The 23,560-nt window shown below is 65.7% G+C and carries 27 protein-coding genes; 11 read left to right on the plus strand and 16 right to left on the minus strand.

All coding sequences use genetic code 11. The features are described from left to right. Positions 1-140: 140 nt before the first annotated feature. The 4 genes from LZ005_RS08575 to rpoD form a co-directional block, all read right to left on the minus strand. On the minus strand, positions 141-632 hold the full coding sequence (locus LZ005_RS08575; protein WP_237806669.1) for an SRPBCC family protein: 492 nt from the start codon (positions 630-632) through the stop codon (positions 141-143). Continuing rightward, positions 632-1,084: a MarR family winged helix-turn-helix transcriptional regulator gene (locus LZ005_RS08580; protein ID WP_237806671.1), complete on the minus strand. Its 453-nt coding sequence runs from the start codon at positions 1,082-1,084 to the stop codon at positions 632-634. The genes LZ005_RS08575 and LZ005_RS08580 overlap by 1 nt, the downstream gene beginning before the upstream one ends. 145 nt (positions 1,085-1,229) lie before the next feature. Continuing rightward, positions 1,230-1,724 carry an outer membrane beta-barrel protein gene (locus LZ005_RS08585; protein WP_237806673.1) on the minus strand — a complete coding sequence of 165 codons (495 nt, stop codon included), beginning with the start codon at positions 1,722-1,724 and terminating at the stop codon, positions 1,230-1,232. Positions 1,725-1,876: 152 nt separating this feature from the next. Beyond that, positions 1,877-4,327 carry an RNA polymerase sigma factor RpoD gene (gene rpoD, locus LZ005_RS08590; RefSeq protein ID WP_237806675.1) on the minus strand — a complete coding sequence of 817 codons (2,451 nt, stop codon included), beginning with the start codon at positions 4,325-4,327 and terminating at the stop codon, positions 1,877-1,879. Between the two features lie 296 nt (positions 4,328-4,623). On the opposite strand from rpoD, the gene LZ005_RS08595 reads away from it, so the two are divergent. Together LZ005_RS08595 and LZ005_RS08600 are read left to right on the plus strand one after the other, a co-directional pair. Then, a complete protein-coding gene (locus LZ005_RS08595) occupies positions 4,624-5,061 on the plus strand; it encodes a ProQ/FINO family protein (RefSeq protein WP_373889314.1) in 438 nt (145 codons plus the stop codon). A gap of 2 nt (positions 5,062-5,063) precedes the next feature. Continuing rightward, entirely contained in the window at positions 5,064-5,642 is a 579-nt protein-coding gene (locus LZ005_RS08600) for a 3'-5' exonuclease (protein WP_237806678.1), read from the plus strand. Positions 5,643-5,648: 6 nt separating this feature from the next. Here the strand turns inward: LZ005_RS08600 and LZ005_RS08605 are convergent, their stop codons facing one another. Both LZ005_RS08605 and LZ005_RS08610 read right to left on the minus strand, forming a co-directional pair. Next, the gene (locus LZ005_RS08605) at positions 5,649-6,770 is read right to left on the minus strand and encodes a type IV pilus twitching motility protein PilT (RefSeq protein ID WP_237806680.1); all 1,122 of its coding nucleotides are present in this window, start codon (positions 6,768-6,770) and stop codon (positions 5,649-5,651) included. 44 nt (positions 6,771-6,814) lie between these two features. After that, the gene (locus tag LZ005_RS08610) at positions 6,815-7,531 is read right to left on the minus strand and encodes an ABC transporter substrate-binding protein (RefSeq protein WP_237806682.1); all 717 of its coding nucleotides are present in this window, start codon (positions 7,529-7,531) and stop codon (positions 6,815-6,817) included. A gap of 101 nt (positions 7,532-7,632) precedes the next feature. Between LZ005_RS08610 and LZ005_RS08615 the strand changes: the two genes are divergently transcribed. The 3 genes from LZ005_RS08615 (at position 7,633) to LZ005_RS08625 (ending at position 9,974) form a co-directional block, all read left to right on the plus strand. After that, a complete protein-coding gene (locus LZ005_RS08615; protein ID WP_237806684.1) occupies positions 7,633-8,202 on the plus strand; it encodes a TetR/AcrR family transcriptional regulator in 570 nt (189 codons plus the stop codon). Between the two features lie 13 nt (positions 8,203-8,215). Beyond that, entirely contained in the window at positions 8,216-9,085 is an 870-nt protein-coding gene (locus LZ005_RS08620; RefSeq protein WP_237806686.1) for an alpha/beta fold hydrolase, read from the plus strand. A gap of 112 nt (positions 9,086-9,197) precedes the next feature. Continuing rightward, positions 9,198-9,974 carry a head GIN domain-containing protein gene (locus LZ005_RS08625; protein ID WP_237806688.1) on the plus strand — a complete coding sequence of 259 codons (777 nt, stop codon included), beginning with the start codon at positions 9,198-9,200 and terminating at the stop codon, positions 9,972-9,974. 100 nt (positions 9,975-10,074) lie between these two features. Here LZ005_RS08625 and LZ005_RS08630 read toward each other — a convergent pair whose 3' ends face one another. Genes LZ005_RS08630 through purU form a run of 4 tightly spaced genes read right to left on the minus strand, consistent with a single transcriptional unit; the run spans position 10,075 to position 12,614 of the window. Then, positions 10,075-10,506 carry a copper chaperone PCu(A)C gene (locus LZ005_RS08630; RefSeq protein WP_237806690.1) on the minus strand — a complete coding sequence of 144 codons (432 nt, stop codon included), beginning with the start codon at positions 10,504-10,506 and terminating at the stop codon, positions 10,075-10,077. 9 nt (positions 10,507-10,515) lie between these two features. Further along, on the minus strand, positions 10,516-11,199 hold the full coding sequence (locus tag LZ005_RS08635; RefSeq protein ID WP_237806691.1) for a M48 family metalloprotease: 684 nt from the start codon (positions 11,197-11,199) through the stop codon (positions 10,516-10,518). A gap of 3 nt (positions 11,200-11,202) precedes the next feature. Then, a complete protein-coding gene (locus LZ005_RS08640; RefSeq protein ID WP_237806693.1) occupies positions 11,203-11,739 on the minus strand; it encodes a YaeQ family protein in 537 nt (178 codons plus the stop codon). Continuing rightward, positions 11,739-12,614 carry a formyltetrahydrofolate deformylase gene (gene purU / locus LZ005_RS08645; protein WP_237806696.1) on the minus strand — a complete coding sequence of 292 codons (876 nt, stop codon included), beginning with the start codon at positions 12,612-12,614 and terminating at the stop codon, positions 11,739-11,741. The genes LZ005_RS08640 and purU overlap by 1 nt, the downstream gene beginning before the upstream one ends. Before the next feature lie 96 nt (positions 12,615-12,710). Here purU and LZ005_RS08650 point away from each other — a divergent pair, with 96 nt between their 5' ends. From LZ005_RS08650 to bla, 5 genes are all read left to right on the plus strand, one after another. Next, entirely contained in the window at positions 12,711-13,733 is a 1,023-nt protein-coding gene (locus LZ005_RS08650) for an NADP-dependent oxidoreductase (protein ID WP_237806698.1), read from the plus strand. 186 nt (positions 13,734-13,919) lie between these two features. After that, positions 13,920-14,480: a phasin family protein gene (locus LZ005_RS08655; protein ID WP_269106617.1), complete on the plus strand. Its 561-nt coding sequence runs from the start codon at positions 13,920-13,922 to the stop codon at positions 14,478-14,480. A gap of 60 nt (positions 14,481-14,540) precedes the next feature. Continuing rightward, positions 14,541-15,053, plus strand: coding sequence for a hemerythrin domain-containing protein (locus LZ005_RS08660; RefSeq protein WP_237806702.1), 513 nt, complete (start codon positions 14,541-14,543; stop codon positions 15,051-15,053). A 29-nt stretch (positions 15,054-15,082) separates the two neighbouring features. Then, positions 15,083-15,430: a KGG domain-containing protein gene (locus LZ005_RS08665; protein WP_237806704.1), complete on the plus strand. Its 348-nt coding sequence runs from the start codon at positions 15,083-15,085 to the stop codon at positions 15,428-15,430. Positions 15,431-15,542: 112 nt separating this feature from the next. Further along, positions 15,543-16,382, plus strand: coding sequence for a subclass B3 metallo-beta-lactamase (bla, locus tag LZ005_RS08670; RefSeq protein ID WP_237806706.1), 840 nt, complete (start codon positions 15,543-15,545; stop codon positions 16,380-16,382). 87 nt (positions 16,383-16,469) lie between these two features. On the opposite strand, the gene LZ005_RS08675 is transcribed toward bla, so the two are convergent. The 5 genes from LZ005_RS08675 to LZ005_RS08695 all read right to left on the minus strand — a co-directional run bounded on the left by LZ005_RS08675 (position 16,470) and on the right by LZ005_RS08695 (position 20,488). Then, positions 16,470-17,006: a TIGR00730 family Rossman fold protein gene (locus LZ005_RS08675; protein WP_237806708.1), complete on the minus strand. Its 537-nt coding sequence runs from the start codon at positions 17,004-17,006 to the stop codon at positions 16,470-16,472. Beyond that, entirely contained in the window at positions 17,003-17,779 is a 777-nt protein-coding gene (locus LZ005_RS08680) for a hypothetical protein (protein ID WP_237806710.1), read from the minus strand. The genes LZ005_RS08675 and LZ005_RS08680 overlap by 4 nt, the downstream gene beginning before the upstream one ends. Positions 17,780-17,789: 10 nt before the next feature. Beyond that, complete coding sequence (locus LZ005_RS08685) at positions 17,790-18,458, minus strand: TetR/AcrR family transcriptional regulator (protein WP_237806712.1); 669 nt, start codon at positions 18,456-18,458, stop codon at positions 17,790-17,792. 46 nt (positions 18,459-18,504) lie between these two features. Further along, entirely contained in the window at positions 18,505-19,713 is a 1,209-nt protein-coding gene (locus LZ005_RS08690; RefSeq protein ID WP_237806714.1) for a patatin-like phospholipase family protein, read from the minus strand. 109 nt (positions 19,714-19,822) lie between these two features. Further along, entirely contained in the window at positions 19,823-20,488 is a 666-nt protein-coding gene (locus LZ005_RS08695) for a phasin family protein (protein WP_237806716.1), read from the minus strand. A gap of 186 nt (positions 20,489-20,674) precedes the next feature. On the opposite strand from LZ005_RS08695, the gene LZ005_RS08700 reads away from it, so the two are divergent. Beyond that, positions 20,675-22,663 (plus strand): SDR family oxidoreductase, encoded by a 1,989-nt coding sequence (locus tag LZ005_RS08700; RefSeq protein ID WP_237806718.1) that lies wholly within the window; start codon positions 20,675-20,677, stop codon positions 22,661-22,663. Here LZ005_RS08700 and LZ005_RS08705 read toward each other — a convergent pair. Beyond that, positions 22,660-23,550, minus strand: a complete 891-nt coding sequence (locus LZ005_RS08705; RefSeq protein WP_237806719.1) for a LysR family transcriptional regulator — start codon at positions 23,548-23,550, stop codon at positions 22,660-22,662. The two genes, LZ005_RS08700 and LZ005_RS08705, sit on opposite strands and share 4 nt — an antisense overlap. Positions 23,551-23,560 lie beyond the last annotated feature (10 nt).

A 23,560-nucleotide genomic window follows, 5' to 3' on the forward strand; every position in this document is an offset into this window, starting at 1 on the left:
CTATCGCCCCAAGTTATACCGGGTGCGACCGGTCTGAACATCGGGCAGGGAATTGCAGCCCCCTGTCAGGTGCAACCCAACCCTACTTCGCGCATCCAGTTCGCTGGATGCGTTTTTTTTGGCCCAAAGAAAAAATGGGGTCAGACCCCATTTTTCTCCAGCGCACGTTGCAGGTCGTCGAGGTAGGTGCGCAGGGTCTTCTCGTGCGAGAACACGAAGCGCGACAGAAATCGGAACACCGGATTCGGCACGGCGCCCTGCTCGGTGATGCGCAGGCGCGTCTGGGCGCCGACGCTGTCCAGCACATAGGTCCAGCTGCCCGAGAACGGCAGGCTCGGATCGTCGATGGTGGCGCACAGCTGCCGGCCCGGGACCCGCTCCTGCAGGCGATAAGCGATCTGGCCGTGTCTCGAATCCTCGACAAAGCGCAGGCCATCGACCGTGACCGCCTTCACCCCGCTGCGCCAGCGCGGATAGGCGTCGACCGCACGGATCAGCGCCCACACGCGCTCGGGCGGCGCGGCCAGCAGGCGTTCCTGGGTCGTCGTGTGCGCGCACGGCAGGAGCGCGCCGACCACGATCACCAGCCCCGCCAGCAGCAGCGCGAGGCCGCCGGCTATCCACAGCAGCATCATGGCGTCTCCTTGGTTTGTTGCGTCAGGCGCCAGCCGGCGTCGGCCAGCAGTTCCAGTCCGCGCACGGCCAGCGCCCGTTCTTCCGCCGACAGCGCGCCCAGCAGTTGGGCGAGCGGCGCTGCCTCCAGCACCGAATGTGCGCCCATCGCCGCCCGCCCCTGCGCCGTCAGCACGAGCAGATGCGCGCGCGCCTGCTCCTGCTGCGCGACAAAGCCGGCCGCGACCAGGTGGCGCAGCGCCTCCGACATGGTGGATTTGGCGATGCCCAGATGGCGCGCCAGATCGGCCTGGGCCACGGGCCGGGCCGTGTCCAGATGGGCCAGGATGGCAGCGTCGCGCTGGGTCAGCGTCTGGGCCGGGGCTTGGGAATGGTGCTGGCCGCGGTGGCACCAGTGGTAGATGCGCGGATAGGCGGCCTGAATGCGCAGCATGTCGTCGAGAAGGTCCATGCGCCCAGTCTAGGAAGCGACGGTCGCGTTCGTCAACACGAACGGTCCAAAAAGAAAAACCGGGGTCTGCCCCCGGTTCTCCTCAAACTTGCGCCCCGGATAAATCGGGGTCTGACCCCGATTTATCTGCGCGGCAAGGAATGGCTTAGAACTTGAAGTTCAGGCCGATGGCCAGCAGCTTGACGTCGCTCGACGGACGCTGCAGCTCGATGCGGCCGTCGACATTCGGGGCGAACTGGTAGGCCATGCCGACACCGAACACGGCTTTGTTCTCGCTGTCGCCCGCCGAGAAGCCCATGTAGCGGCCATCGACGTGCAGGCGGTTGTAGCCGAGACGGCCGTAGGCGCTCAGGCCATTGCCCAGCGGGGCCTTGCCCAGCACCGAGACGATGGTCTGGTCGGCGTCGATGTCCACGCCCGACACCTTGAACGAGGCCAGACGGCCGTAGCCGAGTTCCACCGCCACGTTGTCGTTGAAGTCATAGCCGACCAGGCCGCCGAACGCGGACTTGTGGCCGGAGATGCCGTCCAGCTTGCTGGTGCCGACTTGGGCGCCGACGTAGAAGCCGGTGGTCTCGGCGGCATAGGTGCTCGATGCGATCACGGCCAGCGCGGCGGCCACGGCGATTTTCTTGAACATTATTTTTCCTTTGATTAAAACAGATGAAGGCGGAAACCCTTGGCTTCGACCGGGCCGCATATTCTAATGCAATATGGCTGTTTTATCAATATGTATGCATATGCAACAATTTGTAAATAAAAACGGCCCCGTCGGGGCCGTCTTATCTGCAATTAGTTGTTGTGCAGGAAGGTTTTGAGCTTGTCGGCGCGCGAGGGCTGGCGCAGCTTGCTCATGGCCTTGGCCTCGATCTGGCGGATGCGTTCGCGGGTGACGTCGAACTGCTTGCCGACCTCTTCCAGCGTGTGGTCGTTCGACATCTCGACGCCGTAGCGCATGCGCAGCACCTTGGCTTCGCGCGGGGTCAGCGAGTCCAGCACTTCCTTGATCACATTGCGCATCGAGGCATGCAGGGCCGCGTCGAGCGGGGCCAGGGTGGCATTGTCTTCGATGAAGTCGCCCAGCATCGAATCGCCGTCCTCGCCCATCGGGGTTTCCATCGAGATCGGCTCTTTGGCGATCTTCATGATCTCGCGCACCTTCGATTCCGGCATTTCCATCTTCACGGCCAGGGTCGCCATGTCGGGCTCGGCGCCGGTTTCCTGCATGATCTGGCGCGAAATGCGGTTCATCTTGTTGATGGTTTCGATCATGTGCACCGGCACGCGGATCGTGCGCGCCATGTCGGCGATCGACCGCGTGATGGCCTGGCGGATCCACCAGGTCGCATAGGTCGAGAACTTATAGCCGCGCCGGTACTCGAACTTGTCGACGGCCTTGAGCAGACCGATATTGCCTTCCTGGATCAGGTCGAGGAATTGCAGGCCGCGGTTGATGTATTTCTTGGCGATCGAAATCACCAGGCGCAGGTTGGCCACGGTCATTTCGCGCTTGGCTTCGCGCGCGCGCTTTTCGCCGGCCGCCATCTGCTTGTTAATCTTGCGCAGGTCGGCCAGGGGCATCGCCACGCGCGCCTGCAGGTCGATCAGCTTGCGCTGCAGCTCGTGGATGGCGGGCACGTTGCGGCCCAGCACGGCACTGTAGGGCAGATGGGCGGCGACTTCGCCTTCGACCCAGTCCAGATTGGTTTCATTGCCCGGGAAGACCTTGATGAAGTGGGCGCGCGGCATGCCGCAGCGGTCCACGCACAGGGCCAGCACGGCCTTTTCGATCTGGCGCACTTCGTCCATCTGGCCGCGCAGGGTGTCGCACAGCTTTTCGACGACCTTGGCCGTGAAGCGGATGCCGAGCAGCTCGTTCGAAATCACTTCCTGGGCCTTGACATAGGCCTTGGAGCCGTAGCCGTCCTTCTCGAAGGCGCGGCGCATCTTGTCGAATTCCTTTTCGATCAGATGGAACTTGGCCATCGCGCCGTCTTTCAGCGCGGCCAGCTGTTCGGCCGTGAAGCCGGCGGCGCCGCCGGCGGCATCGCCCTCTTCCTCGTCGTCCTCGTCGTCCTCGTCGTCGTCGGCGTGGACCACGGCCTGCGCCACGACCTCGTCCTCATCGACCAGGCCGTCGACGACGTCGTCGATCTTCATTTCGTCTTTTTCGATCTTGCGCGCCAGGATCAGGATTTCATTGATCGTGGTCGGGCAGGCCGAAATCGCCTGGACCATGTCTTTCAGGCCGTCTTCGATGCGCTTGGCGATTTCAATCTCGCCTTCGCGCGTCAGCAGGGCCACGGCGCCCATCTCGCGCATATACATGCGCACCGGGTCGGTGGTGCGGCCGAAGTCGGAATCGACGGTCGAGAGCGCGGTCGCGGCGGCAGCCTCGACTTCATCGTCGCTGGTGGCGGTCGGCACATTGTCCGACAGCAGCAGGATTTCGGCGTCCGGGGCGCGCTCGTAGACGGCGATGCCCATGTCATTGAAGGTCGCGATGATGCCTTCGATGGCTTCCGGATCGATGATGTTTTCCGGCAGATGGTCGTTGATCTGGGTGTAGGTCAGGTAGCCGCGCTCCTTGCCCAGATTGATCAGGTTCTTGATCTGCTGGCGGCGGCGCTCAAGGTCGGCTTCGGACACATTGGTGTCGCCCAGCATGCCATCGAGGCCCTTGGCCTTGCGCTCGCGCGCCTTGGAGGCGGCCTTCAGTTCGGCCCGTTCGACGGCGTTCAGGGCCGCCACTTCATCATTCTCGGGCACGAATTCGCTCGGCTTGCGGCCGCGCCGGCCCGGCACCTTCACGCCCGGCAGCACATAGCCCGAGGTGTCGATCGCGGCCAGCACGGCGGCGTCGGTGGTGGCGCTGACCGGGGCCGGGGCGCCGACCGGGGCGGCCGTGGGCTCGTCGGCCTTGGCCTTGACGCTGCGCGTACGGGCCGGCTTGGCCGGGGCCGCTTCTTCCGCGGCCGGCGCGGCCACCACCAGGCGCGAACGCTTGCGCACCACGGTGGCGCTGACCGTCACGGCCTCGCCCTCGGTACCGCCGACGGCCACGGCCACGGCAACCGGCTGCACCTCGACCGCCTTGGCGGCCGTCAGACGGGCGCGCGACTTGGTCACGGGCACGGCCGACTCGTCCAATTTCACAGTGGTGGCCGTGGTCGGCACAACCAGGGACGCGCTTTTGCGCGGTTTCTTGGCGGAGAGGGTCAGGGTCTTGGGAGTGTTCTTCATCGAAGGCAAATAAAAGGGCGTGCCCAGTCAGGGCATCTTTATTTTTTTGGTCAGAACGAAAAAAAGCCCGTTGACTGGGACGGGCTTGAGAGACAGGCCGGTATACTGCCATAACGCGAGATATCGCGATAATCAATATCCTTGATAACCGATATCATTCGCGACTATGTCGCTCAGAGATTTTGCAAGCAAAGCCCAAGATGATACACGAAAAGCGCCGCTCCCGCCACATGGGGGTAGGTATCTGCACGGCCGGCATGCTATGCTTCCGGCTCCCCGTTTGACCCATGTTTGCAATGACCAACACCAGCCCGGCCCCGCAGCACGCCACGCCCGCCCTGTCGGCGCGCGCCCTGCTCAAGCAACTCCAAGAACAATTCCCCGCATTTCAAGACTGCCTGCCGCTGGCCATCGGCATTGACAAACAATTACTCGACAAGCTGCCGGACCTGAACCGCAAGCTGATGCGCGCCGCCCTGGGTATCCACACCAGCTCGATGCGTTATCTGCGCGCGATGGAGAAAGCCACCCACCGCTTCAATCTGGATGGCAGCCAGGCGGCCGAAGTGCCGGCCGAGCACCGCCAGCACGCGGCCGAGCAGCTGAAGGAGCGCTTCAAGGCCGACGCCGAGCGCCGCAAGGCCGAGAAGGCGGCCGCCGCCGAAGCGGAAGCGGCGCAGAAGCGCCAGGAAAAACTGGAGCAGCTGGCGACCAAGTTCTCGCGCAAGCGCTGAGCATGATCGATATCGATTTCGATAGCCTGCCCGACTACCAGGGCCTGGACCTGGCGCACTGCCACCTGATCAAGACGCCGGCCCAGGCCGCCGCCGCCCTGGCCGAGCTCGGCGCGCGCGACGCGATCGGCTTTGACACCGAGTCGAAACCGACCTTCACCAAGGGCGAGGCCTCGACCGGCCCGCATCTGGTGCAGCTGGCCACGGACGAAGCCTGCTACCTGTTCCAGGTCGGCAGCGGCCCCAGCCCCGACTGGCTGCGCCAGCTGCTCGAGTCGCCCGACATCGTGAAAGTCGGCTTTGGCCTGGACGACGACATCAAACGCCTGCGCAGCAAGCTCGGCATCGAATGCCAGAACGTGACCGACCTGGCCGTCAAGCTGCGCCCCGACAAGCGCAGCCTGCTCGGCGCCAAGGTTGCCGTGGCGCGCTTTTTCGGCCAGCACATGCAGAAGTCGAAGAAGATCACCACCACCAACTGGGCGCTGCCGGTGCTGAGCGACAAGCAGATCCTGTACGCCGCCGACGACGCCCACGTCGCCCTGCGCGTGTACCGCCACTGGCAGGCCACGCGCAGCTGAAGCCGCTCACACCATCGCGTCAAAACCGAGCCGGTCGGTGGTGGCGGCGCGCGCCGCCTCCAGCGTGATCTTGTGTTCGGCCAGCAGATGCTCGAGCGTGCTGTTCATCGTGTGGCAGCCATGGTCGCGCTGCAGATTCAGGTGGCCACGCAGGGCCGCGAAATTGGCCGACTCGATCATGCGCTGGGCCGCCGGGCTCGGCGTCAGGCATTCGGTGGCCAGGAAATAGCGGTTGCCCTCGGCGGCCGGAATCAGGGCCTGGCACAGCAGGCCGCGCAGCGCATGCGCCAGGGCCTGCATCTGCGGCTCGCTGTTGCCAAGCAGGCGCATCATCTTCTGCAGGCCCAGTTCGGTCGAGCGCGCATGCAGGGTGGCCAGCACCAGCGGGCCGGACTCGGCCAGGGCCAGGGCCTCCATCGCCGTCTGGCTGTCGCGGATCTCACCGATCATGATCACGTCCGGCCGCTCGCGCAGGGCGTCGAGCGCGCCCAGGTAATAGCTTTCGACGTCGGCATCCTCGCCCACTTCGCGCTGGGTGATGATGCAGCGGCGCTGAGGAATCAGGGTCTCGACCGGGTCTTCGATCGTGATGATGTGGCCCGAGCGCTGGCGGTTGATGGCGTCGAGAATCGCCGCCATCGTGGTCGACTTGCCCTGGCAGGTGTCGCCGATGATCAGGACCAGGCCGCTGGTCAGCTCGGCAAAGGCCAGCTCGTCCTTGTGCAGGCCGAGCGTGTCCAGCGCCAGCGGCTCCTTGGGAAAGCGGCGGATCACGCAACCGAGGCGCTTCTTGCCCTGGAAGGAAAAGCAGTTGGCGCGGATGCGCGCCGTGTGCAGGTCGATCGCCCGGTCGAAGGCGCGCTCGGCAATGCGCTCCTGCCAGTTCGGCTCGATGACTTCGAAAAATTCCTCGAGTTCCTCGCGCGTGATCGGCGAATCGGTCACGGCCACCAGGCCGCGCGGCTGGCGCAGCATCAGCGGGCTGTTCTGGTGGATCAGGATGTCGCTGAACACCAGGCGCGAATTGAGCAGGTGCAGAATCTGTTCGACCAGGGTGCCAAACACCGGATGGTCTTCATTCTCTTCGAAAGTCAGGGTCGGGATCAGGGACGACTCTTGCGGTTCCATCGGCACACTCCGGTTGCGGGACGGACCGATTATACGCAAGCGTGTCAGTAGCGGCGAAGTAGCGCGGCCACGCTGCCATCGCGCTGCATGGCCTGCAAGGCGCCATTGAGTTCGGCCAGGCCGAGCGCGCTCTTCTTCGACAGCGCACAGGCGGTGACGGTATTGGCCACGACCAGCGGCGGGTGGAAGTCGATGCCGAGGCCGCCGCCCTGGCGCTGGCGCCAGCGGAACCACAGCTCGCTGGTCAGGGCGTAGTCGATGCGGCCGGCGGCCAGCTTGCTGATGTTGATCTCGGTGCTCGGTCCGTCCGAGCGCTTGAAGCCGACGCCGAGCGCCAATTCCATTTCCGGGTAGTGGTAGCCGTGCACGGTGCCGACGAATTTGCCGGCCACATCGGAAATCGAACGCGGACGCGCTGCGCGCTTGACCGTCAACAGCACTTCGGCCTGGGGGAAGAAGGCCTGGCTCCAGTGGAAGTCACCCGGCATCCATTCGGGCAGATACAGACACAGCAGGTCGCCGCTGCCCTCCTCCAGCGCCAGCGCCATGCGCTTGCGCGGCAGGGCCTGCAAACGCAGCGGACGCCCCAGGTGGCGCGCCAGCGCCTGCGCCAGATCGGCGTGGATGCCGCCCGTCACGCGGCCGCCCTCGATACGCGCCAGCGGCATGTCGGTGCCGGTGTCGACCAGCATCACCAGCTCGGCCGCGCGAGCGCTCAGCAATGGCAGACACAGCAGGACGAGGGCAAGCAGGCGTCTCATACACGGTCCAAACGAATCGACGCGTCGATTATACAAGTCAGGCTAGAGGCTCCCCTCTAAATTTCTTGCCACTAGACCGACCAGTCTATAGACTTCCCCACATGGACCCTGTCGATACCAAAACCCGCCTGATCCGCGCCATGCTGAGCCTGCTCCAACGCAAGGGTCTGCATGGGGCCGGGCTGAACGAACTGCTGGCCGAGGCCGGGGCGCCCAAGGGCGTGCTCTACCACCACTTTCCCGGCGGCAAGACGGCGCTGGCCGTGGCCGCCATCGAAATGGCCGCCGCGGGCATGGCCGAACAGCTCGAACAGCAGCTGGCCGGCGGCGATCCGGCCGCGGTGCTGCGCGCCTGGCTGGACCAGGCCGAGCAGCGCCTGGCCGCCAGCGACTATGCAAGCGGCTGCCCGCTGGCCACGGTGGCGCTGGAATCGACGCCGGCCGACAGCGCCCTGCGCGCCGCCCTGAGCGCCGCCTTTGCCACGCTGCGCACACGCATTGCCGCCGGCCTGACGCGCGCCGGCGTGGCGCCCGCCCAGGCCGATGGTCTGGCCGCCCTGCTGATTGCCGCCTACGAAGGCGGCCTGCTGCAGGCGCGCGTGGCCCAGAATCCGGAACCGATGCGGCTGATCAGCGCCAGCCTCAGCACCCTCCTGCCCCCGACGCGCTGACACAAGGACCCGCATGCCGCACGCCCCCCAACACCTGCACCTGCACGCCGCCGACGGCTACCGCCTGAGCGCCACCCGCTACCCGGCCCACGGCGCCGTGCGCGGCAAGATCGTGATTGCCGGCGCCACCGGTGTGCCGCAAGGCTTCTATCGGCGCTTTGCCGAATTTGCCGCCAGCCAGGGCTACGAGGTGATGAGCCTCGACTACCGCGGCATTGGCCGCTCGCGCCCGGCGCGCCTGCGCGGCTTTCGCATGAATTATCTCGACTGGGCACGGCTCGACCTGGCCGCCGCCGTCGACGCCATGCATACTCCGACGCTGCCGCTCTACCTGATCGGCCATTCGTACGGCGGCCACGCGTTCGGTCTGCTGCCCAACCACGCCAAGGTGACAGCCGCCTGCGTGTTCGCCACCGGCGCCGGCTGGCACGGCTGGATGCCGGCGCCCGAGCGCTGGCGCGTACGCTTCATGTGGACCGTGGTGGCGCCGCTGCTGGTGCGCCTCAAAGGCTACCTGGCCTGGAGCTGGCTCGGCATGGGCGAAGACCTGCCGCTCGACGTCTACCGCCAGTGGAAGCACTGGTGCAGCTATCCGCGCTATTTCTTTGAGGACCCCGCCATGCAGACCGAAACGGCACGCTTTGCCGAGGTGCGCCGCCCCATCCTCGCCTGCAATGCCCTGGACGACCTGTGGGCGCGCCCGAACTCGCGCGACGCCTTCATGGCCGGCTACCGCAACAGCCCGGTACAGACGCTCGACATCGATCCCAAGGCCTTTGGACGCGGGCCGATCGGCCACATGGGCTACTTCCGCGCGGCCTGCCAGCCGCTGTGGGAACAGGCCTTGGCCTGGTTCAGCCAGCACGGCGCGCGCCACGCCTGATCCGGCGAGACTGCATTCCAGGCCGCTGCGGCTGCAGTTTGTCGCAAACGCGGCCAGCGGCGGCGCGGGCGGCGCTAGCATGCTTTCCAGGATTCGCTCACAGGAGACCAGCATGCATATCCGTATTCATCTCAGCGCCCTCGCCTTCAGCGCCGCCGCCCTCGCCCTGCTCGTGCCCGCCAGCCCCGCGCTGGCCAGCGGCAGCAGCTGGTCCTGGGGCGGCGAGCGCGTTCAGGGCAATGGCAATATCAAAACCCAGAAGCGCGACACGCCCCACTTCACCGGCGTGGCCAGCGCCCTGAGCGGCAATGTCGATGTGCGCATCGGCGCCAGCGAAAGCATCCAGATCGAAACCGACGAGAACCTGCTGCCCCTGATCGAAACCGTGGTCGAGAACGGCGTGCTCAAGATCCGCCCGACCAAGAAGAACCTGAATCTGGAGACGCGCTCGATGAAGATCGTCGTCAATGCCAAGGAAGTCGAGCGCCTGTCGCTGGGCGGCGCCGGCAATCTGGACGCCGATGCCGTGCGCGGCACGCGCGTCAAGGTCGACCTGGGCGGCTCGGGCGCGATTCATCTGCGCGCGGCCGAGGCCGAGGACCTGGCCGTCGTGATCGGCGGCAGCGGCAATGTGAAAATTGACGGCGGCACGGCCAGCAAGCTGTCGGTGACGATCGGCGGCTCCGGCGATCTGAATGCCGGCAACCTCAAGGCACGCGACGTCAGCATCAATATCGGCGGGTCCGGCCAGGCGACCGTGTGGGCCAGCGACAGCCTGAACCTGACGGTGGCCGGCTCCGGCGACGTCAACTACTACGGCGACCCGCGCGTGAGCAAGAGCGTGCTCGGTTCCGGCGGCGCCAAGCGCCTCGGCCCCGCCCCGCGTTAATCACCAGAAAAATCGGGGTCAGACCCCATTTCTCCGCGCGGCAAGCATGCTTGCCCGGTGGAGAAATGGGGTCTGACCCCGATTTGTTTTTGCGGAAAGATTAGTGGTGGGTCAGGGCCTTGGCGGGCACGCTGATCGTCTGCTTCTCGCGCTTCTTGGCCTTGTCTTCGAGGATCAGGGTCAGCGGCACGCTGTCGCCTTCCTTCACCTGCTGCTTCAGCTGCATCAGCATGATGTGGTAGCCGCCCGGCGCCAGCTTGACGTCCTTGCCGGCCGGGAGGTCGAGGCCGGCCATCGCACGCATCTGCATGACATTGCCGTCCATTTTCATTTCGTGGACTTCGGCCACGCCGGCCAGCGGGGTCTCGACGCCGACCAGGCGCAGGTCCTTGTCGGCTTTCAGCACCATGAAGGCGCCCGTGGCTTTTTGAACGGGTACGGTCGCGCGCACCCAGGCGTCGCTGACACTGACCTCGGCCAGCGCGGGCGCGGCCAGGAATGCCAGACTGATCAGGTAGTTTCGAATGTTCATGCCGCTATTTTAGCGCATCGTGGCGGCAAGTTTTCGCAGCCGCTGCAGGCGCTGCTGGGGCGAACGATGCTCGGCATCGCCGTGCTGCAGCGCCCCGCTGGCCTCGGCCAGCTTGCGGAAATAGCCGAGCGCGGCACGCGCATCGTAGCCGGCCGCCGCCACCAACTGCAGTCCGGCAGCGTCGGCCTCGTCCTCCTGCGCGCGGTTGCTCGGGGCCAGCGCGGCCATCAGCGCGCTGTCGTGGTCGATCGCCCATTCGAGCTCGGCATACGGGCGCGTGGTCCAGCGCGGATCGAGGCGCGTGGCCTGCTCGGCCTCCTGCCAGTGGTGGAGCAGATAGGCATGCGCCATTTCGTGGGCCAGCAGCAGCGCCAGTTCGGCGTCCTGCAGATCGAGCGTCTGGACGTGCTCGGCGCTGAGCAACAGCCGTCCGCCGGCCATGGCGAAGGCGGCCTCGCGCGCGGGCCCGCCGACATGCACTTCCCAGTCGAGCGCGCGCGGCGCCACCGCGGCCAGCCGCGCGACGATGGCGCGCACCCGGGCCAGCAGCGCCGTATCCCGATCGAGGTCGCCGGCCGCGCGCAGGCTGGCCAGGCGGGCGCCGTACAGCCGCGCGGCGCCGTCGGCCACCTGGGCCGGGGTGGCGGCCCAGACAGGCAGGCCCAGCAGCATCAGCAGCAGGGCGCGCCGCATCGCTCAGCCCAGCCAGGTCTCGCGTTCGACCTGCACGGTTTCGCTGCCGTCGGTCAGCCAGATCTGGCCGTCCTGGATCGTGCACTGCAGCTGCATGGTGCGCGCCGCCATCTTGGACAGGGCCAGGCTGGTCTCGGCCGGGATGTTGTAGATCTCCAGGCCGCGTGCGCGCTCGAGCCGGCTGCCGAGCTGCTTGAACCAGATGTGGCTGGCCGCGCTGTAGCTGTAGACGACCACGCGCTCGGCCCGGCCGCAGGCCTTGAGCAGGCGCTTGTCGTCCGGCTGGCCGGCCTCGATCCAGAGCGCGATGGCGCCGGTCAGGTCCTTCTGCCACAGGTCGGGCTCGTCCACGTCGGACAGGCCCTTGGCGAACTGCAGGGCCTCGTCGGCGTGGATGGCAAAGGCCAGCAGGCGGATCATCAGGCGCTCGTCGGTTTCGGACGGATGGCGCGCCATGGTCAGCTGGTGGGTCTGGTAGTAGTGGCGGTCCATGTCTGCGATCTGCAGCTCCGCCTTGTAGATCGTCGATTTCAGCGCCATTATTTGAACACCACAGTCTTGTCACCGTTTTGCAGGATGCGGTGCTCGACGAACCATTTCACGGCCCGCGCCAGCACCACGCATTCGACATCGCGCCCGATCGCGCTCAGCGCATCCACGTCCATCGCGTGGTCGACCCGTTCGACGTCCTGTTCGATGATCGGGCCTTCGTCCAGATCGCCGGTGACGAAATGGGCGGTCGCGCCGATCAGCTTGACGCCGCGCTGGTGCGCCTGGGCATACGGCTTGGCGCCCTTGAAACTGGGCAGGAAGGAATGGTGGATATTGATCGCCCGCCCCTTGAGCGCGGCGCACAGGCGCGGCGACAGAATCTGCATGTAGCGCGCCAGCACCACCAGGTCGACCGCATTGGCGTCGATCAGCTCGAGCAGGCGCGCCTCCTGGGCGGCCTTGGCCTCCTCGCTGGCGCCGGCCGCCAAGGGCAGGTGGTGGAACGGAATATTGTAGCTGGCGGCCAGCTGGTAAAAGTCCATGTGGTTCGAGACGATGGCCGGAATCTCGACCGGCAGCAGGCCGCTCTTGTAGCGGAACAGCAGGTCGTTCAGGCAGTGGCCGATCTTCGAGACCATCAGCAGCACGCGCGGCTTGCGGCCGGCGTCGTGCAGCTGGGCGTCCCATTGGGCCTGCTGGCACAGGGCGGCAAAATCGGCGCGCAGGGCGCTATCGCTGAGGCCGGCGTCTTCGAGCGCGAAGTGCACGCGCATGAAAAAGCGCCGGGCCGCGCTGTCGCCGAACTGGGCCGAGTCGAGGATATTGCAGCCATGCTCGGCCAGGAAGCCGGACACGCGCTGCACGATGCCGCGCTGGTCCGGACAGGACAGGGTCAGAATGTATTCGGGATGGACGGGAGTCATAGCCGTCTATTCTCGCACGGCGCGCCCCTTTCCTAAAATAGCACGCTCGTTTCATTTTTCTGCTAGAGTGCCTGCATTCCACACAAGGAGACCCGCATGGAGCTGATGAACGAACAATTCCGCCTGGCCGCCCGTCCGGTCGGCCTGCCCAAGGACAGTGACTGGCAGCGCACCGAAGAGCCGCTGCGCGCGCCCGAGGACGGCGAGATCGTGGTCCAGACCCTGATGCTGTCGCTCGATCCGGCCATGCGCGGCTGGATGAACGACGCGCCCTCCTACATCAAGCCGGTCGGCCTGGGCGAAGTGATGCGCGCAGGCGGGGTCGGCAAGGTGATCGCCTCGCGTTCGCCGCGCTTTGCCGTCGGCGACATCGTCAGCGGCGCGCCCGGCGTGCAGCGCTACTGGGTCGGCCCGGCCGGCGACAAGTACGGCGGCTGGCAGAAGATCGACCTGCGCCTGGCGCCGCTGTCGGCCTGGCTGAATGTGCTCGGCATGCCGGGCATGACGGCCTACTTCGGCCTGACCGAGGTCGGCCAGCCCAAGGCCGGCGAGACGGTGCTGGTGTCGGGCGCGGCCGGGGCGGTCGGGATGACGGTCGGCCAGGTGGCGCGCCAGCGCGGCTGTCGCGTGGTCGGCATCGCCGGCGGCCCGGAGAAATGCGATTTCGTCGTGCGCGAACTGGGCTTTGACGCCTGCATCGACTACAAGGCCGGCCAGCTGCGCGAGGGCCTCAAGCAGCATTGTCCGAACGGGGTCGACGTCTACTTCGACAATGTCGGCGGCGACATCCTCGACACCGTCCTCACGCGCATCAACATGAAGGCGCGCATCGTGATCTGCGGCGCCATCTCGCAGTACAACACGACCACTGGCGTGAAGGGACCGGCCAATTACCTGGCCCTGCTGGTCAAGCGCGCGCGCATGGAAGGCATGGTCGTGTTCGACTACGCGGAGCGCTACCACGAGGCCATCGCCACCATGGGCGCCTGGCTGCAGGCCGGCCAGATGCGCAGCAAGGAAGACATCGTCGACGGGCTCGACAACTTCCCGGCGGCCCTGAACATGCTGTTCGAGGGTAAGAACTTCGGCAAGCTCTGCCTGCAAGTGGCCCCGCTCTGACCCCCCTTCCGGCGGGCCGTCCGGCCCGCCCCTCCCTTTTTTTGCCGCTGTCGCGGAACTCGCGGGCGCGCGCAGCCGTCTACCTCATGCTTTTTTGATCATTCGCTGCTTCGGCGGCGTCCATCAACCCAAGACATGAGGAAACCTATGCTGTCACTTGCCGCAACCCCTGCCATGAAGTCGCACATGGAAACCCAGTTCAACTTCATGACAGAAATGTCCAATAAGCTCTGCGATTCGGCCTGTCGCCTGAGCGAAATGAATGTCCACCTCGGCCAGCAGATGTTCGAGGAATCGCTCAATGCCGGGCGCCATATGCTCAACGCCAACGATCCGGTGGAAATCACCTCGATCGCGCTGTCGCAGATGCAGCCGCTGGCCGAGCGCATGCGCAGCTACCACCAGCAAATGCTGAACGTGATGGCGGGCACCCAGGCCGAGCTCACGCGCACGGCCGAATCCCATATCCCCGAGGCCAGCCGCACCGCGGCCGCCATGGCCGATGAAATGGTCAAGCGCGCCAACGAGGAAACCGAACGTGCGGCCCAGCGTCAGCGCTCGGCAATGGAACGCATGCAAAGCCAGGCGACGGCCAACCCGGCCGGCGCTTCGGCCCAGCATGCCGACAGCGCCGGCCAGCCGGGCCAGGCCCAGGCCAACGGCCACCACGCACCGGGCGCCGGCGGCGCCGCCGCCAGCAGTACCCGCAGCAGCAGCAGCACGGCCAGCGGCCGCGCGCCCAGCTGACTTGAGTCCGGCCGGGCGCCGCCAGCCTGGCGCGCCCGGCCCTGTCTTACGGAGGACGCTATGCCTACCCCATCCGACGCGCTGGAGATGCTGCACGCCGACCACGAGCGCGTGCTGGCCCTGTTCCGCGAATTCACCAGCCTGAAAACCAGCGACGACGCCGACCCGCGCCGGGCCGAACTCGCCGACGAAATCTGCTACGTCCTGCAGCTGCACACCCAGCTCGAGGAAGAACTGTTTTACCCCGCCGTGCGCGCGGCCAGCGAGCAGGACGAACTGCTCGACGAAGCCGAAGTCGAACATGCGGGCGCAAAAGACCTGATCAGCCAGCTCGAGGTCATGTACCCGGGCGACGACCACTACGAGGCCACGGTCGCCGTGCTGAGCGAGGAAGTTGAACGCCATATCGAGACCGAGGAACTGAACATCTTCCCGGCAGCGCGCCAGGCGCGGCTCGACCTGAACGAACTCGGCGCCCGCATGGCCCAGCGCCGCGCCGAGCTCGAAGACGATTTTCCGGCCCCGCCCCCCAGTGTCACCCGCGAGGACACGCGCGGCGGCCGGCATCCCTAGGCAACCCGATGCACGCTAAGGAGACCATCATGGCAAGCACCAAGGACCACGGCAGTAGCCAGAAGGACGACAAGTCCAGCAAAAGCGGCGGCACCAGCAAACGCGGTTTCGCCGCCATGGACCAGAACCTGCAGCGCGAAATCGCCAGCAAGGGCGGCCAGGCCGCCCACCAGAAAGGCACGGCCCATGAGTTCGATTCCGAAGAAGCGCGCCGCGCCGGCCAGAAAGGCGGCGAGGCCGTGAGCCGCGACCGCGAACACATGGCCGAAATCGGCCGCAAAGGGGGCGAAAGCCGCCAGGCCGCCAACCGTCAGGGCGAATCGAGCAGCAGCCGCAGCAAGGGCAGCAAGCAACACAGCCAGGACGAGGACAGCTGAGCGCGTCGATCGGGCGGGCCCGCCGGGCTCATCCGATGGCAGCGCGCGGCAAGCGATTGAGCCACATGGCGGGCTCGGCTACAATCGGCCGATTCCATCCACCGAGCCCGCCATGATCGCCCTCCTCCTTGCCGCCACCCTCGCCAGCAGTGCCATTCAATGCAGTATGTGCGAGGGCTGGAATGCGCCGCAAAAGCCCTTCCGCGTGTATGGCAACACCTGGTATGTTGGCCCCAAGGGCCTGAGCAGCCTCTTGATCACCTCGAACCAGGGCCATATCCTGGTCGATGGCGCCCTGCCCCAGAGTGCGGCCGTAATCGCCGCCAACATCAAGACGCTCGGCTTTCGCATCGAGGACGTCAAACTGATCGTCAATTCCCATGCCCACTTCGACCATGCGGGCGGCATCGCCGAACTGCAGCGCCTGAGCGGCGCCCAGGTGGCGGCCCCGGCCTGGGGCGCGCGCGCCATGCAGCAGGGCGACGTGGCCAGCGACGACCCCCAGTATGGCGACAACATGGCCTACCCGGCCGTGCGCCAGGTGCGCGTGGTCAAAGACGGCGAGACCCTGCATGTGGGGCCCTTATCGGTCACGATGCACGAGACCATCGGCCACACGCCGGGCGGCGCCAGCTGGACCTGGAACAGCTGCCACGACGGCGACTGCAAGCACATTGTGTATGCCGAGAGCCTGACGGCCGTCTCGCATGACAGCTACAAGTTCAGCGCCCACCCCGAGATGATCAAAGGCTTCGAGCGCAGTTTCGCCGCGCTCGACAAGCAGCCCTGCGACATCCTCGTCTCGACCCATCCCGATTTTTCGAACGTATTCGAGCACCTGGCCGAGCGCGAGGCCGGCAAGGCCAATGCCTTCATCGACCCCACCGCCTGCAAGAGCTACGTCGCCCAGGCCCGCAAACGCCTGAGCCAACGCCTGAGCAAAGAAAACTGAACGGTGTCAGGTCCGGCAATCGGACATGGGGGAACTTTTGGCCTTGCCAAAAGTTCCCCCATGTCCGATTGCCGGACCTGACACCGTTCAGTTTCTGAATTGGGCGAGCAGGCGCTGCGGGTCGGTGTCGACCTTCAGCAGTGCGCGGTGGGCGGGCTTGATGAAGCCTTCGCGCTCGCCATGCTCGAGAAAGTTCAGCAGGCTGTTGTAGTAGCCGGCCACATTCAACAGGCCGATCGGCTTGCTATGGATGCCCAGCTGCGACCAGGTCAGCATCTCGAACAATTCTTCCAGCGTGCCCATCCCCCCCGGCATGGCGATGAAGGCGTCGGCATGGGCGGCCATCATGGCTTTGCGCTCGTGCATGTCCTTGACGATGAACTGGCGCGTCAGCCCCGTATGCCCGACCTCGCGCTCGACCAGGGTGGTCGGAATCACGCCGGTCACTTCGCCGCCCAGGCGCAGGACTTCGTCGGCGATCACGCCCATCAGACCCACATTGCCGCCGCCGTAGACGAGGGCCAGATCGTTCTTCACCAGCGCCTGCCCGAGCTGGCGCGCTTGTTCCGCATACACGGGGGCGGCGCCGGCATTGGCGCCGCAGTACACTGCGACTGCTTTCATTCGTCCTCGAGTTCTTCCTTGGCCAGGGCCACGTCCAGACATTCCATGGCGTCGGCCGGTTCCAGCGCCGCCGCCTCTTCATACAGGGCGACGGCTTCCTTCATTTTCTTTTCGCCGTCGAGCATCACCAGCGCGTTCGCATACTCGATGCGCGCAATCGCCGAGTCGGGATTGAGTTCGAGCGCCTTCTTGAAGGCCTTGTAGCCTTCGTCCTTCTTCACGCCATAGGTCAGGCCGCCGATCATGGCGCCGACTTTGTCGATGATCTCGCTGTGGAAGGCGCCGAGCGCGATGTGGGCGTCGGCATGCTTGGGCGCGAGCTTGATCGTCGTGTCCAGGCTCGCGCGCACCTTGGGCGCCATGCCCTGGGCCAGGGCCTTGACCACCGAAATCCCCTGCGAATAGCGGCCCAGCGCATATGCGTGCCAGTAGTAGCCGGCTGCGTTCTTCGGCTGCTCGGCTTGCTGGCGCTCGCAGCGCTCGGCCACTTCCTCGAACATGGCGATTTTCTTCTTCTCGCTTTTCTCGAGATAGGTGGCGTAGATGCAGGTGGCCTTGTGCGCGACGCTGTAGCCGTCCACGCCGATGTCGAGACCGAGCTTGGCCGCCTTTTCGAACTCGCCCGCATGGAAGGCGATCCAGGCCTCAACCAGGGCGGCGTCCTTGGGGAAGGCTTCGGCATCGCCCGCATGCAGGCGCGCCCAGGCCTTCTTCAGGCTGGCGGCGGTGTGGACGAAGGCGGCATTCGGATGCGGGAATTTGGTCCAGGCCATGTGCGTCTCCTTATTGTTTCAGTGTTTTCAAATACTCTTCCGACAGTTTTTCGAACAACAGGCGGGTGTCACCGCGCAGATACGGCCCCAGCTGGGACAGCACCTGGTAGCAGCCGCGCGCCAGCGCCTCGCTCATGGCCTGCTGCTCGGTGTACTTGCGCGGATTGCGCACGTATTCGTAGGACAGCCAGTAGGTGGCGACCACGACCATGTTGGTGGCCATCGCGTCGATCTCGGCGTCATTGGCCGCCAGCGACTCTTCGCTGCGCATGTCCTGGCACAGCTGGCGCGCCACCTTGATCTTGTGCGCGAGGATCTGCTTGAAGTGCAGTTCGAGCTTGCGGTTGCGCGACAGCAGATCATTGAGGTCGCGGTAAAAAAACCGGTAACGCCAGATCAGCTCGAACATCAGGTGCAGATACAGCCAGACGTCCTCGATATTCGAGCGCCGCCCTTTCGGCACCGTCAGGATGCGCTCGATCTCCTGCTCGAACTGGGCAAAGATCGAATTGACGATGTCGTCCTTGTTGCGGAAGTGGTAGTACAGATTGCCGGGGGAGATGTTCATCTCCTCGGCGATGACGGTGGTCGTGATATTCGGTTCGCCGAATTCGTTGAACAGGCGCAGAGACAGTTCCAGGATGCGTTCGCGCGTGCGGCGCGGGGCTTTTTGTTGCATGGCAGACCGTTCTTATAAGTTCTCCGCCAAGCATAACATCGCGCGTTCAGGAATGGGCAACTTTGAGGTAGCGGTCGAGGTCGTCGAGCGTGGCCACCAGACGGTCGAGCGGACCGCCGGCCGACGGATGCTTCACCAAGGTCAGGCTGGTGTCGCGCAGCACCGACTCCTTCAGCGCGAGGCCGTGGCGCGCCAGCTTGGCGCCGATCTCGGCCCGGCGCTGCAGCAGCATCATGCGGGTGTTCTGGTAGGCCTGCTCGCACATGCGGCGCCGCGTGGCATAGCTGAAAATATTGGTGAAGAACAGCTCGGCGTCGTCCATGCTCGGCTGCAGCAGGATGATATCGCGCTCGGGATAGGTCTTGCGGTAATTGTGCATGCCGATCTCGACGCGCGAATGCAGGATCGAGCGCAGGGTCTGGGACAGCACGCCGAGCAGGCCGGCACGCGCGAGCGCCCCGGGCGCATGGTGCTTGAGCGCGTTATACGGCACGATCGGATTGACGCACAGCACCAAATCGGCGCCCGCTTCGAGCGCGATCGAGGCATGCAGCGTCTTGCGCAGCGCACCATCGACGTAGTAATGCCCGCCGATCTCGACCGGCGGGAACAGGCCCGGCACGGCGGCGCTGGCCTGCACCGCGCGTGAGATGGGCGTGTCGTCGCGACCCTTGGCGCCGAAGCACACGGCCTCGCCGGTATCGAGGTCGGTCGCGACGATCACGAGCTTTTTCCGCAAGGCGCGGAAATCATTGGTCCGGCCGGGCTGGGAGAACGCGGCCGACAGGTATTTGTGGATGCCTTCGCCGGACACGACCCCGGCCGGCAGCGCCTGCTTGAGGCGCTCGAAGGCCGCCATCACGCTGCCGCGCTGGCGCGCATACTCGAACAGGCCGGTGGCCAGCAGCATCGGCACGCTGGCCATGCGCGCGCAGATTTCGCCCGTGGCCGGGCGCATCATCAGTTCGGGGCGGAACAGGTCGGGATCGCTTTCGGCGCCCGCATCGCTTTCGATGAACAGGCGGCACATCTGGTGCGGCGTGATGCCATTGGCCAGGCCCGAGGCCACCAGGCCGCCGGCACTGATGCCGATGTAGATGTCGGCCCCGTTCAGGTCGAGGCCGGGAATGGCTTCCTGAATCGCGGCCAGCGCACCGATCTCGTAGACCGCCGCCAGTGGCCCGCCCCCGGCCAGCGCCAAACCAATCTTGGGGCGTTTCTTGCGTGGGGTGGCGGACGGCTGGCGGTCGCTCATCGGTGTGGATGCTCCGTGTGCTTAGCGGGCCCGTGCAGGCACAGGCCCGTGCGGATTTCCCCCAGACCCGGCGCCCGCAGGCGCCGGGCTGAAGACTGGGGGAAAGGGCTTAGGCGGTGGTGACGGCGGCGCTGTCAGCGGCCGGGGCGGCTTTCTTGGCGGCCGGCTTCTTGGCGGCGGCCGGTTTGGCGGCTTTCACGGCGGCCGGCTTGGCAGCGGGCTTGGCGGCGGCTTTGGCAGCCGGTTTCGCGGCCGGTTTCGCAGCCGGTTTGGCCGCAGCTTTCTTCACGGCCGGTTTGGCGGCCGGCTTCTTGGCCACGGCGGCCTTGGCGGCAGCGGGCTTCTTGGCGGCGGCCGGCACTTTCTTGCCGGTCAGCTCGGCGACGGCCTTGGTCAGGGCGTCCACGCGCTTGGTCAGGGTCTGGATGTCCTTCTGGGTCGGCACGCCGATGGTCGACAGGGCGCGCGCGACGCGCTCTTCGAACACGTGCTCGAGCTTGTCCCAGGAACCGGCGGCCTGCTTGGACACGCCATCGGCCACCTTGCTCACGGTGCCCGTCACTTCCGAGACTTTGTCTTCGGCCAGCTTCTGGGTGCGCTTCTGCAGGTCGGTGCCTTCTTTCACCAGCTTGGCGAACACGCGGCCGCCTTCTTCCTGAGCCTTGGCGAAAGCGCCGAGGCCAGCTTGCCAGATCTGCTGGGCCGAGGTACGCACGGCAGCGGCCAGTTGGTTGTCATCGGTGGCTTTCGCCAGGGTTTTCAGTTTCTTGACCATCGTGGGACTCCTGTTCGGATTTTGTTAATGAAGCCATTGTAGGTAGCAAAACTAGAAACCGGCCTCTAATGGGGTAGAGCGCCGCATCTAAAATCTACAACAATTCCGGCCCGAATGTCTTGCCATAATCGCTTCGATCAGTATGATGAACTGGTCCGACAACAGCCAACACAATAAGGAGACACTATGCGCTATTTCGTCACGGGGGCCACGGGCTTCATTGGCAAACGGCTGGTCAAGAAGCTACTCGCGCGCAAAGGCAGCGTGGTCTACTTCCTGATCCGCGAAGGCAGCAAGGACAAGGTGCCGGGCCTGCTCGAGTACTGGGGCACGACCAAGACGCGCGCGATTCCTGTGTTTGGCGACCTGCGCCAGGCCAAGCTGGGTGTCAGCAAGGAAGACACCAAGGCGCTCAGCAAGCAGATCGATCACTTCTTCCACCTGGCGGCCGTGTATGACCTGAGCGCCGATGCCGAGAGCCAGATTGCGGTCAACACCGAAGGCACGCGCAATACCGTGGATTTTGCCAACGCCATTCAGGCCGGCTGCTTCCAGCACGTGAGCTCGATTGCGGCCGCCGGCCTGTTCGAAGGCATCTGGCGCGAAGACATGTTCGAGGAAGCGGAAAACCTCGACCACCCCTACTTCGCCACCAAGCACGATTCGGAAAAAATCGTGCGCGAACACTGCAAGATGCCCTGGCGCGTCTACCGCCCCGGCCTGGTCGTGGGCGACTCGCGCACGGGCGAAATGGACAAGATCGACGGCCCCTACTATTTCTTCAAGCTCATCCAGCGCATCCGCCAGCTGCTGCCGCCGTGGATGCCGACCATCGGCCTCGAAGGCGGGCGCATCAACATCGTCCCGGTCGACTTCGTGGTCAATGCGATGGACCACATCGCCCACAAGCCCAATCTCGACAACAAGGCCTTCCACCTGACCGACCCCGAGCCGATGCGCGTGGGCGAGGTGCTCAATGTGTTCTGCCGCGCCGCCCATGCGCCGACCATGAGCATCCGCATCAACGCCGCCCTGCTCGGCTTCATTCCGAAGTCGGTCAAGAAAGGCATCATGGCCCTGTCGCCCGTGCGGCGCGTGCGCGACGCGGTGATGAAGGACCTGGGCCTGCCGCCCGACATGATGCAGTTCATTAATTACCCGACGCGCTTCGACTGCCGCGACACCCTGGCCGCCCTCAAGGGCAGCGGCATCGCCTGCCCGCCGCTGGACAGCTATGCGGCGCCGATCTGGGACTACTGGGAGCGCAATCTCGACCCCGACCTGTTCATCGACCGCACCCTGGCCGGCCAGGTGCGCGGCAAGGTGGTGCTGGTGACGGGCGGCTCTTCGGGCATCGGCCTGGCCACGGCCCACAAGCTGGCCGAGGCCGGCGCCACGACGATCATCTGCGGGCGCGACGCCGACAAGCTGGCCGAAGCGCGCGACGCCGTGCGCGCGCGCGGCTACGAGCTGATCACCTATCCGGTCGACCTGTCCGACATGGCCGACGTCGACCGCTTCGTCAAAGTCCTGATCGACAACCACGACGGCGTCGACATCCTGGTCAACAATGCGGGCCGCTCGATCCGGCGCGCGATCGAATCGAGCTTCGACCGCTTCCACGATTTCGAGCGCACCATGCAGCTCAATTATTTCGGCTGCCTGCGCGTGACCATGGGCCTGCTGCCGAAAATGATCGAACGCCACCGCGGCCAGGTGATCAACATCTCCTCGATCGGCGTGCTGACCAATGCACCGCGCTTCTCGGCCTATGTGTCCTCCAAGGCGGCGCTCGACGCCTGGACGCGCTGCGCCGCTTCCGAGCTGCAGGACGTCGGCATCAAGTTCACCACCATCAATATGCCGCTGGTGCGCACGCCGATGATCGCCCCGACCAAGCTCTACCAGAACGTGCCGACCCTCACGCCCGAGGAAGCGGCCGACATGGTGGCCACGGCCATCGTCTACAAACCGGTGCGCATTGCCACCCGCGTCGGCGTGTTCGGCCAGGTGCTGCATGCGCTGCTGCCGCGCGTTGCCCAGATCGTGCTGAACACCACCTTCCGCATGTTCCCCGATTCGGATGCGGCCAAGGGCGCGGACGGCAAGAAGATCCCGCAGATGTCATCCGAGCAGATCGCCATGCAGCAGCTGCTGCGCGGCGTGCACTTCTAAGCCTGGCGCAGGCGCGCGCGCACGTAGTCGACGAGCGCGCGCATCGCCGGGCTCACGCCCAGCCTGTGCGGATAGACGACATGCAGGCTGGCATCCTCGCCCGTCAGCTCAGGCAAGAGCTGCACCAGCCGTCCCGCCTGCAGATCGGCGCGCACGTCGAGCGCGGATTTGTAGGCGATGCCGGCCCCGGCTACCGCCCACTCCCGCATCAGACCGCCGTCGTCGGTCATCCTGTCCCCGCTGACTTCGATCTCCACGGCCTTGCGTCCCTGGCGCAGGCGCCAGATATTGCGCCAGCCCTTGCCCGTGTTGTAGAGCACGCAGTTGTGGGCCGCCAGTTCGTCCAGGCTGCGCGGGCTGCCATGCGCGCGCAGGTAGGACGGCGCCGCCACCAGCAGGCGGCGGCTCGGCGCGATCAGCTGGGCCACCAGGCTTGAGGCGCTCAGCTTGCCGTTGCGGAAAGCCAGATCGAAGCCCTCGTGATACAGATCGCTCATGCGGTCCTGGCACTGCACGAGCAGGCGCAGCTGCGGATGGGCGGCCTGGAAGTCGTGAAAAATCGGCACCAGCAGCTGGCGGCCGCAATCGGCCGGGGTGGTCACACGCAGGCTGCCCGCGATCTGGCCGCGCCCGGCGGCCAACAATTCCACGCCCTCATCGAGCAGGGCCAGCGCGCGCCGGCAGCTATCGAGAAACTGTTCGCCCTCCCCGGTCAGGCGCATGGCCCGCGTCGAGCGTTCAAACAGGCGGCAACCGAGCTGGGCCTCCAGGCGTTTGAGCGCCGCGCTGGCCGCGGCCGGTTGCAGATCGAGCGTACGCGCGGCGCGCGAGAGATTCCCGGTGTGGGCCGTGTGAACGAACAGGCGGAGATCGGCGGTCGCAAACATTATCAAATAT

The sequence above is a fragment of the Massilia sp. TS11 genome (genome assembly GCF_022012445.1).
Classification (GTDB): Bacteria; Pseudomonadota; Gammaproteobacteria; order Burkholderiales; family Burkholderiaceae_D; genus Telluria.